General features: G+C 73.0%; 15 protein-coding genes. 6 read left to right on the forward strand and 9 right to left on the reverse strand.

Annotated features, from left to right (window positions below; genetic code table 11):
• The 4 genes from NMK34_RS16300 to NMK34_RS16315 form a co-directional block, all read right to left on the reverse strand.
• Window positions 1–1,036 (reverse strand): ABC transporter ATP-binding protein (locus NMK34_RS16300; protein WP_318334114.1); only part of this gene is annotated, 1,036 nt, incomplete at its 3' end.
• Between the two features lie 16 nt (window positions 1,037–1,052).
• Window positions 1,053–2,042 carry an ABC transporter permease gene (locus NMK34_RS16305; protein ID WP_318334115.1) on the reverse strand — a complete coding sequence of 330 codons (990 nt, stop codon included), beginning with the start codon at window positions 2,040–2,042 and terminating at the stop codon, window positions 1,053–1,055.
• Window positions 2,043–2,102: 60 nt separating this feature from the next.
• Window positions 2,103–3,851: an ABC transporter substrate-binding protein gene (locus NMK34_RS16310; protein ID WP_318334116.1), complete on the reverse strand. Its 1,749-nt coding sequence runs from the start codon at window positions 3,849–3,851 to the stop codon at window positions 2,103–2,105.
• Between the two features lie 57 nt (window positions 3,852–3,908).
• On the reverse strand, window positions 3,909–4,916 hold the full coding sequence (locus NMK34_RS16315) for an ABC transporter permease (protein WP_318334117.1): 1,008 nt from the start codon (window positions 4,914–4,916) through the stop codon (window positions 3,909–3,911).
• A 408-nt stretch (window positions 4,917–5,324) separates the two neighbouring features.
• On the opposite strand from NMK34_RS16315, the gene NMK34_RS16320 reads away from it, so the two are divergent.
• From NMK34_RS16320 to NMK34_RS16335, 4 genes are all read left to right on the forward strand, one after another.
• A complete protein-coding gene (locus NMK34_RS16320; protein ID WP_318334118.1) occupies window positions 5,325–5,726 on the forward strand; it encodes an SSI family serine proteinase inhibitor in 402 nt (133 codons plus the stop codon).
• A 117-nt stretch (window positions 5,727–5,843) separates the two neighbouring features.
• The gene (locus NMK34_RS16325) at window positions 5,844–6,734 is read left to right on the forward strand and encodes a pentapeptide repeat-containing protein (protein WP_412098891.1); all 891 of its coding nucleotides are present in this window, start codon (window positions 5,844–5,846) and stop codon (window positions 6,732–6,734) included.
• 138 nt (window positions 6,735–6,872) lie between these two features.
• On the forward strand, window positions 6,873–7,127 hold the full coding sequence (locus NMK34_RS16330; protein WP_318334120.1) for a preprotein translocase YidC: 255 nt from the start codon (window positions 6,873–6,875) through the stop codon (window positions 7,125–7,127).
• 73 nt (window positions 7,128–7,200) lie between these two features.
• Window positions 7,201–7,461 carry a hypothetical protein gene (locus NMK34_RS16335; RefSeq protein ID WP_073829398.1) on the forward strand — a complete coding sequence of 87 codons (261 nt, stop codon included), beginning with the start codon at window positions 7,201–7,203 and terminating at the stop codon, window positions 7,459–7,461.
• Here NMK34_RS16335 and rnhA read toward each other — a convergent pair.
• Window positions 7,380–7,946, reverse strand: coding sequence for a ribonuclease HI (gene rnhA, locus NMK34_RS16340; protein WP_318334121.1), 567 nt, complete (start codon window positions 7,944–7,946; stop codon window positions 7,380–7,382). The two genes, NMK34_RS16335 and rnhA, sit on opposite strands and share 82 nt — an antisense overlap.
• Before the next feature lie 70 nt (window positions 7,947–8,016).
• Between rnhA and NMK34_RS16345 the strand changes: the two genes are divergently transcribed.
• On the forward strand, window positions 8,017–8,805 hold the full coding sequence (locus NMK34_RS16345) for a tyrosine-protein phosphatase (protein WP_318334122.1): 789 nt from the start codon (window positions 8,017–8,019) through the stop codon (window positions 8,803–8,805).
• A 73-nt stretch (window positions 8,806–8,878) separates the two neighbouring features.
• On the forward strand, window positions 8,879–9,997 hold the full coding sequence (locus NMK34_RS16350; protein WP_318334123.1) for a serine hydrolase domain-containing protein: 1,119 nt from the start codon (window positions 8,879–8,881) through the stop codon (window positions 9,995–9,997).
• On the opposite strand, the gene NMK34_RS16355 is transcribed toward NMK34_RS16350, so the two are convergent.
• Genes NMK34_RS16355 through NMK34_RS16370 form a run of 4 tightly spaced genes read right to left on the reverse strand, consistent with a single transcriptional unit; the run spans window position 9,994 to window position 14,076 of the window.
• Entirely contained in the window at window positions 9,994–11,178 is a 1,185-nt protein-coding gene (locus NMK34_RS16355) for a lycopene cyclase family protein (RefSeq protein ID WP_318334124.1), read from the reverse strand. The genes NMK34_RS16350 and NMK34_RS16355 overlap by 4 nt on opposite strands.
• A 46-nt stretch (window positions 11,179–11,224) precedes the next feature.
• Window positions 11,225–12,472: an MFS transporter gene (locus NMK34_RS16360; protein ID WP_318334125.1), complete on the reverse strand. Its 1,248-nt coding sequence runs from the start codon at window positions 12,470–12,472 to the stop codon at window positions 11,225–11,227.
• A gap of 42 nt (window positions 12,473–12,514) precedes the next feature.
• Entirely contained in the window at window positions 12,515–13,660 is a 1,146-nt protein-coding gene (locus NMK34_RS16365) for an RNA polymerase sigma factor (RefSeq protein ID WP_318336362.1), read from the reverse strand.
• A gap of 8 nt (window positions 13,661–13,668) precedes the next feature.
• Window positions 13,669–14,076: a YciI family protein gene (locus NMK34_RS16370; protein ID WP_318334126.1), complete on the reverse strand. Its 408-nt coding sequence runs from the start codon at window positions 14,074–14,076 to the stop codon at window positions 13,669–13,671.
• Between the last annotated feature and the right edge of the window lie 124 nt (window positions 14,077–14,200).

Here is a 14,200-nt window from a genome sequence, read left to right on the forward strand (position 1 = left end):
CGTCGCGGTAGATCCGCTCCCGCGCCGCGACCGGCAGGTGACACGCCGCCAGGTGACCCGCCGCCCCTGCCGCAACCAGCTCAGGCACCTCGGTGCGGGACCGGTCGCCGTTCACCCCGGCCCACCGGCACCGCGGATGAAACGCACACCCCGACGGCAGGTTGATCAGACTGGGCGGGTTACCCGGAATCGGCACCAGATCCGCGTCCGCGTCACCGTGCAACGACGGCACACTCGACAACAACCCCCACGTGTACGGATGCTGCGGCGCCCGCAACACCCGCTGCACACTCCCGTGCTCCACCGCCCGGCCCGCATACATCACCAACACGTCATCAGCCACCTGCGACACCACACCCAGATCGTGGGTGATCAACACGATCGCCGACCGGAACTCCTCCTGCAAATCACTGAGCAGATCCAAAATCTGCGCCTGCACCGTCACATCCAGCGCCGTCGTCGGCTCATCCGCGATCAACAGATCCGGATCGTTCACCAACGCCATCGCGATCATCGCCCGCTGCCGCATCCCACCCGAGAACTCATGCGGATACTGCTCGAACCGCTTGGCCGGCTGCGGAATCCCCACCCGGCCCAACATGTCCACCGCCCGCGTCCGCGCCTCCCGCTTCCCGGCCCCCGGATGATGCACCCGATACGCCTCAACGATCTGCCTGCCCACCGAGTAGTAGGGATGCAACGCCGACAACGGATCCTGGAAGACCATCGCCATGTCCCGGCCCCGCAGCCGGCGCACCTCCTCCTCACGCAGGCCGACCAACTGACGACCGCCGACCGAGATCTCCCCCGAGATGGTCGTCCGCTTCGCGTTGTGCAGACCCAGGATCGCCAGCGACGTCACACTCTTACCCGAACCGGACTCCCCCACGATCCCCAGCGTGCGACCCCGCTCCACCGCGAACGACACCCCGTCCACCGCCCGCACCACGCCGTCCTCGGTGTCGAACCGCACCCGCAGATCCCTGACCCGCAGGTACGGGCCCTCGCCGCGACGCGGCGCCGGAAGCTCCACCATGTCCGTCTCCTTCTCCTCAGCCCAGCCGGACCCGTGGGTCGATCACCGCGTACAGCACGTCGACGACGATGTTGGCGACCACGATGAACACCGCCGCCAGCAGCACCGTCGCCATCACCACCGGCAGGTTGAGGAACTGCACCGCCTCCACAGTCGCCTTCCCGAGACCCTGGAGGCCGAAGATGGTCTCGGTGATGAACGTGCCGCCGAGGCTGGTGCCGATGTCCAGCCCGGCGATCGTGACGATCGGGGTGATCGCCGCCCGCAGCGCGTGCCGGGTGTGCACCGTCCGGGCGGGCAGCCCTTTCGCCCGGGCGGTACGGACGAAGTCCTCCGACAGCGTCTCCAGCATCTGGGCCCGGGACAGCCGGGCGTACAGCGCCGAGTTGAGGAAACCGAGCGTCATCCAGGGCAGCAGCAGCCCGGCCGCCCAGCGCAGCGGGCTCTCGGTCAGCGGGGTGTAGCTGGGGAACGGCAGCAGGCCGGTGGAGTAGACGAGCAGGTAGAGCAGGATCAGCCCGAAGAAGTAGACCTGCATCGACGCCCCGGCCAGGGTGACGCCGATGGCGGCGCGGTCGAACGCCGTACCCCGGCGTAGTGCCGACACCATGCCCAGCGAGACGCCGAGGCCGAGCCAGAGCACGGCGCCGCCGAGGACGATGCTGAACGTCACCGGGGCGCGCTGGGCGACGATCTCGGTGACCGGCTGGTTGTTGCGGAACGAGTAGCCCAGGCAGGGCGCCGGGCAGTCCTGCCGGAAGTCGCCCTCGCCGTAGGTCCGGCCGGCGAAGACGCCGCTGACGAAGTCGGCGTACTGCCGGGGCAGCGGCTGGTCGATGCCGAGGCGGCGCTCGACCTGGGCGATGTCCTCGGCCGTGCAGTTCTTGCCGCACATAACCTTCGCCGGGCTGCTCGGCACCGCGAAGAAGAGACCGAACGTGACAAGGCTGATGACGACCAGGGTCAGGGCGGCGACGAGCAGCCGCCGTACGACGAAACGGAGCACGGGAGCACCTCCCCCGGGGTGGGCGCGGGGACGGCCGTGGCAGCCGTCCCCGCGCGGCTGTCACTTCTTCACGTAGATGCCGTTGAGCGAGATGATCCCGAACGCGTCGCTGAGGAAGGCGTTGCCGACCTTCGAGCCGTGCAGCTCGTAGGTGGCGTCGTAGTAGCAGGGCACCACCGGGGCGTACTTGTCCATGATCATGCGGTCGAGCGCCATCCAGCCGGCGTCCTGCTCGGCGGCCGGCAGGTCGCGGACCCGGTCGATCTCCGCGCTCACAGACGGTTCATTGAGGTACGACAGGTTCTGGTTGCCCTCGGCCACGATCTCCCGTCCGTCGTAGACCGGCGGGATGACTGTCGAGCCGGTGGGCCAGTCCGAGCCCCAGCCGGTGAGGTACAGGTCGTACGGGTTGTCCTTGCGGCCGACCTCGTCGTAGTAGCTGCTGTTGTCGATCGGCTTCATCACGATGTCGAAGCCCATGTCGGTGAGGTTCTTGCGCAGCGCCTCGGCCTGCTGGGTGCGCAGCTCCAGGTTGGAGTGGGCGAGCACCAGCTTCGGCCGCTTGCCGGCGAGCAGCTCGGCGGTCTTGGCCTTGTCGCCGGTGACCGGGGCGCCGAACAGGTCGTACGGGACGAACCCGGCGGTGGTGGGTGACATGAGCGTGGTGGCCGGCGTCCCGGCGGCCTGCCCGCCGAGCACCTTGAGCAGGGCGTCCTTGTCGACCGCGTAGTTCAGCGCCCGCCGGACGCTCAGGTCGGTGACCCGCTGGGTGTTGATGCTCAGCACCCAGTTGTACTGCGTCGGACCGCGTACCACCCGGTCGGCGACGCCCGATCCGGTGGTGCGGGGCAGCACCGACGGCGGCACGTCCGACCAGCTCAGCGCCGCCTGGTCGGCCGGCCCGTCGGCGACCAGGCGCTCGGCGATCTGGGCCTGCTCCAGGCCGAACGTCATCCGGATCGCGTCCGGGTACGCGTTGCGGATCGGGTCGGTCGCCGGATCCCAGTTCGGGTTGCGTTCCAGCTCCAGCGACACGTCGCGCTGGTAGGTCTTCACCCGGTACGGCCCGGACGAGAACGGCCGCAGATCGTAGTTGGCGCGGGTGTCCTTCGCTGCGGGCACCGGCGCGCTGGTGGGCAGCGCCGCCGCGTACGGCAGGTCGCAGTGCGGCTGCGGGAAGGTGAACCGGATGGTCCGGTCGTCGGGGGTGGCGACGCCGTCGGGCACCGGCTTGCCACCGTCGTACGGTCCCTTGTAGGTGGCGTTGTACGCCCCGCCCGGGTAGAGCCACTGCTGGATGTAGTGCGGGCCCTCGTTGAGGTTCGCCGCGAACGACCGGGCGATGCCGTGGGCGACGTCCTTGCTGGACACGGGTGTGCCGTCCTCGTACTTCACGCCGTCGCGGAGGGTGAACTCCCAGACCTTGCAGTCGCCGTTGACGTCCTTGCCGGGGTTGGTGGCCAGGTCGCCGACGAGCAGCAGCTTGCCGGTGCCGTCCTCCTTGTAGCCGTTGAGCGCGCGGTAGAGCAGCCCACCGGCGACCTGCTGCACGTTGACGTAGTTGCGGGCCGGGTCGAGGTGCTCGAAGTCGGCCGGCTGCATCACGGTGAGGGTGCCGCCGCGGGTCGCCCCGGCGACGTCCTTCGCCGGGCCCTGGTTGTCGGCGGCCTCGTACGAGATCGAGCCGCTCTGGGTCTTGGTCTTCTGGTCGTCGCCGCCCCCGCCGTCGTCGGTGGTGGGGCTGCAGCCGGCGGCGGCCAGCGCCGCCGCGGCGAGGACACCTGTCAGTGTCCGGATTCGTGCGCGCACGGTGTGCTCCTTCCTGCCCGGCGGCCCCCGCCGGCCGGGCACTGATGGCCGTGGGGACTACCGGGTGGAGCGGGGGTCCAGCGAGTCGCGCAGCGCGTCGCCGAGCAGGTTGAACGCCAGGACCAGCAGGAAGACCGTCAACCCGGGGAACAGGGTGTACCAGGGGTCGCTCGCGACGTAGCCGATGCTGTTGAAGATCATGCGGCCCAGATCGGGCGTGGGTTCGGTGACACCGATGTTGACGAACGCCAGCGCCGCCTCGATGGCGATGAACTGCGGCACCATCAGCGAGACGGTGACCAGGATCGACGCCCAGATGTTCGGCAGCAGCTGCCGCAGCAGGATGTGTGCGGTGCCGGCGCCGGCGGCCCGGGCCGCCTCGACGAACTCCCGCTCGCGCAGCGAGATCACCTGCCCGCGGACCAGCCGCGCGGTGTACGTCCAGCTGAACAGGCCGAAGGTGGCGACGATCAGGGCCACCCGGAAGGCCGGCGACGGCGCCTCCCGGTCGGAGTAGAAGCGGTCCTGGAGGATCGGGATGACCGCGAGGGCGAAGATGAGGAACGGGAACGCCAGCGTGAGGTCGATCAGCCAGTTGACGACGCTGTCCAGCCAGCCTCTGGCCCACCCGGCCAGCACACCCACGGCGACACCGATGCCGGATGCCAGCAGCGCCGAGGCGAACGCGATGAACAGGGACGTCCGCAGGCCGTAGACCAGTTGCATCAGGATGTCCCGCCCGCTGCCCGGTTCGAGCCCGAGCCAATGGTCGGCGCTGATTCCACCGGCGTACCCGATCGGCATTCCGAAATCGTTGAGCCGGTCGGCGAACTTGTCGGTCGGGTCGATTCCGGTGAGCCGTTCCAGCAGTGGCGCGCCGAGCGCGACTAGGGCGGCGACGGCGAGCGTGACGGCGCTGGCGCGGGCCGTACGGTCGCGTTTGAGCCGCATCCAGGCGAGCCGTCCGGGTGACCGGCCGACGAATTCGCCGGGCTGGCCGACAGGGCCGGGAACGGCCTCGACATCGGGGCCGGGAGCGGCGGGTGGGTACGACAGTTCGCTCATGAGCAGTCCTCCCGACGGGGACGAAAACGCCCTGCCACCCGACGGTAATGCGCTATGAGGCGCCCAAAAGAATCGTTCCGGTAACGGCCGTTCCGGTTGTCGCGCATTGACAACGATCCGGCGTACGGAATGCATCGGCGCAATAACGGCGCGATTCGGTTGTCAGCCTTTCAGACAGGCGTGCCGCGAATTCGGAATGCGTTGCCGCAAGGCCTTCGGGCGGTTGTCAGCCGTTCGGGCATTCCCGTGCACCGATGTCACACCGACCGGACGGCGAGGTCGACTGGTGTAACACTTCGTGACTCTTCGCGTTCACACCGTCCACCTAGGGTTCTCGGCGGTCCGGTTCGCACGACATGCCGGGCCGTCCACCGGCCCGCACCCGGGGCCCCGACGGAAGGACCACCCATGCCCTTCGCCCGACGTACCGCCGCTGCGGCCCTGGCCGCCGCGCTCGGCGGCCTCGCCGCGCCGGCCTCGCCCGCGCAGGCCGCGCCGCGCCCCGGCCCGGAGACCCCCTCGGTGCTGCTGCTCACCGTCGACGACGGCGCCGGCCTGCGCGCCACGGTGCTGACCTGCGGGCCCACCGGCGGCCTGCACCCCGACCCGATCACCGCCTGCCGGCTCGTCGCCCGCGTCGACGGCGACCTGGACGCGCTCGACGTGGACGGCGCGCCGTGCACCTCCCAGTACGACCCGGTGACCGCGCGTGCCGTGGGCGTCTGGCAGACCCGCCCGGTCTCCTACACCCGGACGTTCACCAACGCCTGCCTGATGCAGCGCACCACCGCCTCCCTCTTCACCTTCTGACCCCGCCCCACCTTGTCGCGTTGATCATGAGGTTGGCGGCGGTTCCGGTCCGGTTCGCCACCGTCAACCTCATGATCGACGGGGTGGGTCGGGAGGTGGGCGAGTGGGGTGGGGAGAATGGGTGCCGTGTCGGGAGGAGGACGGGTGGTCGGCGGGCGGGAGTTGCGGGCGGACTGCTCGCGCTGCGCCGGGGTGTGCTGCGTCGCTCCCGCGTTCACCGCGTCGGCCGACTTCGCCATCGACAAGCCCGCCGGGCGGGCCTGCCCGAACCTGGGCGCCGACTTCCGCTGCGGCATCCACACCGAGCTGCGGCAACGCGGCTTCCCCGGCTGCACCGTCTTCGACTGCTTCGGCGCCGGTCAGCACCTCACCCGGCACACGTTCGCCGGCCGCGACTGGCGGGCCGACCCCGCCACCGCACAACGCATGTTCGACAGCTTCGCCGTGCTGCGGCCGCTGCACGAGCTGCTGTGGTACCTGACCGAGGCGGTACGCCTGACCCCGCCCGGCCCGCTGCGCGACGAGCTGACCGCCGCGCTCGACGAGACCGGCCGGCTGACCGACGGCACCCCCGACGAGCTGCTCGCCCTCGACGTCGACGCGCACCGGGACCGGGCCAACCGGCTGCTGTCCCGCGCCGCCGACCAGGCCCGCGCCGGGCGGGCCGGCCCGGACCGCCGGGGCGCGACGCTGATCGGGGTGGATCTGCGCCGTACCCCGCTGACCGGGGCGAACCTGCGCGGCGCCTGCCTGATCGGCGCCGACCTGCGGGGCGTACGCCTCGGCGCCGCCGACCTGACCGGCGCGGACCTGCGCGGGGCCGACCTGCGCGGCGCGGACCTCGGCGAGTGCCTGTTCACGCACCAGTCACAGCTCGACGCCGCCCGCGGCGACCACCGCACGGTCCTGCCGCCGGGCCTACGCCGCCCGTCCCACTGGTCCCTGACCCTGACCCCGGCAAACCCCCAGCCCCGCAGGCGCCACCCCCGCCCCCGACCTCGTCGGTGATCAAGGAGTTCGTGTCCGGTTCGGGGCCGGATCAGGACACCAACTCCTCGATCACCGCGTGATGGGTCCGGGGGCGGTTTGGTGGGGGTGAGGTGGGGAAGGCGGTGCGGACGAGTGTTGCCGACGGGAGGGGCCCCGGTGGGATATCGGGCACGCGACGGTGCGGAGCCGGTCGACCCGGCGCACGCCGAGGACGAGGCCGGGCAGGTGCCGCTGGTGCAGACGGCCGCGGACACCGACGTGCCGGCGCCCGCTCCCGGTGCGCCGAAACCGGACGAGGTGACCGAGGACGACGGATCCGGCATGGCGGGCGGCGCCTCCGGCAGCAGCTCGGGCGGTTCCTCGATGCCGACCCACCCGGACGCGGCCCGCGGGCGGGACGCCACCGGCTGAGCGGGTGCGAGCACCGGCCGGACAGCAGGCCACCCGAACGTTTGCCGTCACCCGCTGCGGGCAGGAGTGCGACATGACCAGTGAAGAATCCTTCGGCCGCGCGGCCGGCGACGAACCCGACGGCGCGACCGCGTACGAGGCGTCCCTGCGCCCGCCGGGCGAATCCCTGCACACCACCGACGACACCGGTGACGACTTCGCCGACCTGCCCGCCGAGGACCGGCGCTCGGCACGGGAGGTCAGCCGCGCCGGTTACGACGTCGAGGCGGTCTCCGGCACCGGCGACCCGTCCGAGGAGCCGGAGGAGATCGAAGAGGGCCGGCCGCTGCGCTGACGCGCGCGCGGGGTGGCGGCCGGGCCGGCGCCCCGCGCCTCGGTCATGCCCCGGTTCGCCAGCGCGTCCGCGCGCTCGTTCTCCGGGTGCCCGTTGTGGCCCTTCACCCACAGCCACGTCACGTCGTGCCGGGAGCAGGCCGCCTCCAGCGCCTGCCACAGGTCGGCGTTCTTCACCGGCTGCTTCGCGGCGGTCAGCCAGCCGTTGCGCTTCCACGCGTTCAGCCAGCCGGTGATGCCGTTGCGTACGTACGTGCTGTCGGTGTGCAGCCGTACCGTGACCGGGCGGGTCAGGCTCTCCAGCGCCCGGATCGCGGCGGTCAGCTCCATCCGGTTGTTCGTGGTCGGGGTGGCCTCGCCGCCGCACAGCTCCCGCTCGTGCCCGCCCCAGCGCAGCACCGCACCCCACCCGCCGGGCCCGGGATTGCCGCTGCACGCGCCGTCGGTCCAGATCTCCACGACCCGGCCGGTCTCCGCCTCCGCCATGCCCGGCAACCTACCGGGTACGCGAGCACGCGGGACCACCCGACCCGCCGCGCCCGGCTAGCGTGCCGGTGTGACAACTCCCCCGGACTTCGCCACGCTCTGCAACTTCCGTGACCTCGGCGGCTGGCGGACCGGCGACGGCCGCACCGTCGCCCCGGGCCGCCTCTACCGCTCCGACTCACTGGCCAAGCTCGCCGGTGCGGATCTGGAACGGTTCGCGGCGCTCGGCGTCCGCACCGTGATCGACCTGCGGTACCCGTGGGAGATCGCCGATCGCGGCCGGGCCCCGGAGAGCCTCGGCGTCACCTGGCACAACCTGAGCATCGAGCACCGGCCGTACGTGCAGGCCGACATCGATCCCGGCGTGGACCCGTGGCGCTACCTGGCCGACCGGTACGCCGAGGTGGCCGAGGACGGCGTGGCCGAGCTGCGCCGGGCGATCGAGGTGATCGCGGACGGCGAGCACCCTCTGGTGTTCCACTGCGCGTCCGGGAAGGACCGCACCGGGCTGCTCGCCGCGCTGGTGCTGTCCCTGCTCGGCGTGGACGACGACCAGATCGCGGCGGACTTCGCGCTCACCGAGCACGCCACCGACCGTCTGGTGGCCGAGTGGCGGGACCGCAACGGCGGCGCGACGCCGGGCTGGCCCGCGTACGGGCGGGCCCCGGCCGAGATCATCCGGCTGGTGCTGGCCGAGCTGCGGGCCGCACACGGTTCGGTGCACGGCTACGTGACCGGCCGGCTCGGTGTCGGCGAGGAGACGATCGACGCGCTGCGCGCCCGGCTGCTCGCCGGCGGCACGAACCCGCTGCCCACCCAGGGCACCACCGGCAGTACGCCGACGGCGGCCGCCCGGTAGAGCACCGCCGGCCGCCGCCGTCCCCACGAAAAGCAGACGACGCCGATACGGCGGTCTGGCACGCTGCGGGATCGTGGACACGCGGTGGGACGGCCTGCGGGCCGAGGTACGGGCGACTATCGACGAGCTGGTCTCCTCCGGCCGGGAGGCCGGAGTGCAGGTGGCCGCGTACCTGGACGGGGTCGCGATCGTCACCGAGCAGGCCGGGCTCGCCGACACCACCACCGGCCGGCCGATGACCGCGGGCACGCCCGTGCACGCGGTCTCCACCGGCAAGGGCCTCACCGCCACAGTGGTGCACGTGCTGGCCGAGCGGGGACGGCTCGACTACGACCTGCCGCTCGCCGCCGTGTGGCCGGAGTTCGCCCGGCACGGCAAGGACGGCATCACACTGCGGCACGTGCTCACCCACACCGCCGGCCTGCCCGCGCTGCCCGCCGACGTCACACCCGAGGACTTCACCGACTGGACGCGCATGTGTGAGCTGCTGGCCGGCGCGCGGCCGCTGTGGGCACCCGGCGAGCGGCTGGCGTACCACGCCTGGACGTGGGGCTGGCTGCTCGGCGAGGTGGTGCGGCGGGTCACCGGCGCCCCGGTGTCGCGGGTGCTCGCCGAGGAGGTGGCCGGGCCGCTCGGCGTGGACCGGGAACTGTTCCTCGGCGTACCGCAGGCGGACCTGCCCCGGCTGGCGCGGCTGGAGGACGCCGGCCTGTCCGCGCTCATGAGCTGGGCCGGGGCCAACCTGCCGCACTTCGACGCGGTCGCTCCGCCCGCCGTACGGCCGGACACCGTCATCGGCTCCCGCCCCGACGTGCTGCGCGCCGACGTGCCGTCGGTCGGCACGATGAGCGCCCGCGCGGTGGCCCGGATGTACGCGGCGCTGCTCGGCCCGGTCGACGGGGTCCGGCTGATCTCCGCCGAGCGGATGCGGGAGGTGTCCGCCCCGGCGGTCCGCGCCCAGGAGTGGGTGTTCGGGCAGGAGAGCACGTTCGGGCTCGGGTACGCGGTCGAGGACGACGGATCGTTCGGCACCGCCGGTAGCGGCGGGAGCCTCGCGTACGCGTACCCGGAACTGGGGTTGACCGTGGCGGCGGTGCGCAACCGGCTCGGCGCGGGCGACGGCGACCCGATGGAGCAACTACGGACGCTGGTGCGCGACCGCGTCACCGAGGCGACCGGCCACCGAGGCTAGCGGCGCAGGCGGGCGCGCAGCCGGCCGGCCGCGTCGCCGAGCACCGCGCCGGTCATCGGCAGCAGCGGGCTGGACCGCATCACCGCCAGATCCTCGGCCGGGCTGGTCACGCCGTCGAGGAACCGCAGCACCCGCTCCGGCGGGTTGCGGTCGAACAGCCGCTCGAAGAACTCCACGCCGCCGACGTGCCCCCGGTCCAGCGCGCGCAGCGCCACCGCGTCCATCCACAGGTGCCGGCCCGGGTACGCGGGCGCCGGCACCGGCGGGCGGCCGGCGGCGAGCGCCAGCGCCACCTGGCCGGCCTGGCGCAGCATCGCGGAGAACGTGAAGCCGGTGGACGGACGGGTCGCCCCACCCGCGGTGCCCAGCCGCACCACCCGAGGGCTCGGGCGGGACTCGAACGGGCCGTCGGTCATCGGGATCACGCCGTCCTCGACCTCCCGCACCCGCAGCGCGGTCAGGTCCAGGCCGAGCAGGTCGGCGTACCCGCGCAGCGCCGCGTCGTAGCCCGCGTCGTCGAGCAGGGCCGGGCCGAACTCGGTGTACTCGACCAGCGCGAACCGGTCGTCGACGGGCAGCACGTACCCGAAGGAGACGCCGCGCTGCGGCTGCGGCGTGCGGAAGTCCATCAGCACCGCCCGCTGCGGATCGAACGTCGGCCGGTCGGCGGCCAGCCACCAGCCCCGGAAGTGCTGCAACCAACTGGTCCGCCCCGGCCGCCTCGGCCGCCGGGGCCGCGAGTCCAGCACCCACCCGGCCCGCACCAGATCCCGCCCGTCCGGGTCGCGGACCGTGACCCGCTCACCGTCGTCGTGCAGCTCCCCCGCCGGGGCGCTGATCCGGACCGCGTCCAGCCGCCGCTCGGCCGCGGCAGCCCGGTCGTAGACCGGGGCGGAGCGGAGCATGGCGTACCGCAGGGGGTCGAGCGTGAGGACGCGGCGGCCGGCCGGCGTGACCACGTCGACCTGCGACCAGCTCGCGCTCAGCAGCGGGTCGAGGTCGTCGCCGGGCAGGCCCCAGAACGCCCAGGTGCGGTCCTGGCCGCGCTTGTGCACCGGGTCGACCACCGCGACCCGCAGCCCGGTCACGTCGTGGCGGTCCAGCGCGGCCAGGACCAGGGACGCGGCGCCGCCGCCGCCGACCAGCGCGAGGTCGACGTCGACCGGGAAGGAAGCGTGCATCCGGCCACGCTGCCACATCGGCGGAGGCGGCCACCGGCCGACCCGCTCAGGCCACCGGCGCGGGCTTCTGCGGGGCCGGCTCGGCGTAGGCGGCGGCCACCGTCGCCCGGTCGAAGACCCGCCACGTCGCGGCGATCACCGCGACCGCCACCACGAAACCCACCCAGTACGGCGCGGTGATGCCGAACCGGGCCGCCACCACGCCGCCGAGCAGCGCGCCGACACAGTTCCCGCCCGCCGCGACGAACAACGTGGTGCTGCCGACCCGGCCCATCAACGCCGGCGGGGTGAGCCGCTGCCGCAGCGAGTTCGCCACGATGTTCCACAACGCGCTGTGCGCCCCGAACGCGAACAGCGCGAACCCGACCACGGCCGCGCTGCGGGACGCGGCGAGCGCCAGGTGCAGTCCCGCCTCGATCAGAAGCCCGGTCCGCACCGTCCAGGTGGGCGTGATCGCGGCGATCAGCCGGTCCCCCACCAGCGAGCCGAGCACGCCGCCGACCGCCATGCAGGTGAACAACGCGCCGTAGCCGACCGAGCCCAGCCCCAGCCGCTCGGTGGCGAGCAGCACCAGCACCGCCACGGCGGCGGTGAGCGTGACGTTGAGCAGGCCGATCAGCACGGTCATGGTGCGCAGCAGCCGCTGCCCCCACAGCCAGCGGAACCCCTCGGCGACCTCCGCCCGCACCGAGCGCCGCTCCTCCGGCGCCGGCCCGGCACGGTACGTCCCGGCGAGCAGCCCGACCAGCACGGCGCTGAGCGCGTACGTGCCGGCGTTGAGGGCGAACGGCAGCGACGCCGCCAGCACGAACAGGAACCCGCCGAGCGGGCCGGCGATCATGTTCTGCATCACCTGGGTGCCGCCGCCCAGCCAGCCGTTGGCGCGTTCCAGCAGGGAGCGCGGCACCACCGCCGGCAGCACCGCCTGCGCGGCGGTCCGGAACACCACCTCGCCGGTGTTCACCACGAACAGCACCGCGTAGAGCAGCGCGATCCCGGCCCGGTCGGTGAGCATCGCCACCGCGAGCACGGCGAGCGCGGCGACGCGTACCCAGTCGATGAGCACCATCAGCCGCCGCCGGTCCACCCGGTCCGCGAGCACGCCGCCGGGTAGCGCGAACAGCAGCCACGGCAGCCACGACACCGCCGCCCCGGCCGACACCACCAGCGGATCGTCGGTGATCGACGCCACGTACAGCGGCGCGGCCACCGTCGCCGTCCCGCTTCCCAGCGCGGACAGCGTGCTCGCCGTCCACAGTCGGGCGAAGCGCCCGCCGAGCCGTTCCCCCGTCACGGCGAGGCAACCTACCAGCGGCGACGCGCGCCGCCGACCGGTTTATCCGGGGCGGCGGCTGTTGAGGCGGGCCGCCTGCCGGTGCAGGTGGTCACGTTCGGCCAGGCTGGACGCCCGGCGGGCAGCCTCGGCGTACAGCCGCGCCGCCGTGTCCGGGTCGCCGTCGCGTTCGTGCAGGTACGCGGCCACCGCCGTGTACCGGGGCAGCGTGTCGTCGAGCGCCGCGAGCGCCGCCAGCCCGGCCCGCGCGCCGTCCGCCTCGCCGACCGCCACCGCCCGGTTGAGCCGGGCGATCGGGCTGCCGGTCAGGCGCACCAGTTCGTCGTACCACTCGACGATCTGCACCCAGTCGGTCTCCGCCGCGGCGGGCGCGTCGGCGTGCAGCGCCGCGATCGCGGCCTGGGCCTGGAACTCACCCAGCCGGTCCCGGGACAGGGCGGTCTGGAGGATGCCCACGCCCTCGGCGATCAGCGTGGTGTCCCACCGGCTACGGTCCTGCTCGGCCAGCGGCACCAGGCTGCCGTCCGGCGCGGTCCGCCCGGCCCGGCGGGCGTGGTGCAGCAGCATGAGCGCGAGCAGCCCGGCCACCTCGGGGTGGTCGATCGCGGCGGCGAGCTGCCGGGTGAGCCGGATCGCCTCGGCCGCCAGGTCCACGTCGCCGGAGTAGCCCTCGTTGAACACCAGGTACAGCACCCGCAGCACGGTGCCGACGTCGCCGGCCCGATCGAAGCGGACGCCGGACACGGTGCGCTTGGCCCGGCTGATCCGCTGCGCCATGGTGGCCTCCGGCACCAGGTACGCCGCCGCGATCTGCCGGGTGGTGAGCCCGCCGACGGCGCGCAGCGTCAACGCGACGGCCGACGACGGGCTCAGCGACGGATGGGCGCAGAGGAAGTAGAGCCGCAGCGTGTCGTCGACCGCCGGCACCGGCCCGGGCGGCGGCTCCTCGTCCACGAGGTCCTCACGTCGGCGCCGGGCGGCGTCGGCGCGGACCACGTCCAGGAACCGCCGCCACGCCACGGTGACCAGCCAGCCGCGCGGATCGCGGGGCATGTCGTCCGGCCAGACGCGCAGCGCCTCGATCAGCGCGTCCTGCACGGCGTCCTCGGCCGCCGCGAAGTCGGCTCCGCGGCGGACGAGGACACCGAGCACGCCCGGGATGAGGCTGCGGAGCGCGACCTCGTCCATCGGACGGATCACTCGGTGATGGTCGGCGGCGCGGTCAGGAACGGGCGCAGCTCCAGCCACTCGTGGATCGGCTTGCCGCCCTGCCCCGGCGCGGCCGACAGCTCGGCGGCGAGTTCGAGGGCGCGCTCGTAGCTGTCCACGTCGATCACCATCCAGCCGGCGATGAGATCCTTCGTCTCGGCGAACGGGCCGTCGGTGACCGGCGGGCGTCCCTCGCCGTCGTAGCGGACGAACGTCCCCTCCGGGGCGAGTGCCTGGCCGTCGACGTACTCGCCGCTCTCCTGGAGCCGGGCCGCGAACTCCTGCATGTAGTGCACGTGCGCGGAGATCTCCTCCGGCGTCCACTTGTCGATCATCGGCATGTCGGACACCGGGGTCGGGCCGCCACGGTAGTGCTTCAGGAGCAGGTACTTCATCTGTGTCTCCTCGTGGAGGGTGCGACCCATTCTGGCCGCGTTCACTCCGGGGACGAAGCCGCCCTGGCGTTCTCGACATCGGCGGCGGAGGAATTCCGGGCGTCACATCGCGTAGGGCGTCCTA

This window comes from Micromonospora sp. BRA006-A, assembly GCF_033433935.1.
GTDB lineage: Bacteria > Actinomycetota > Actinomycetes > Mycobacteriales > Micromonosporaceae > Micromonospora > Micromonospora aurantiaca.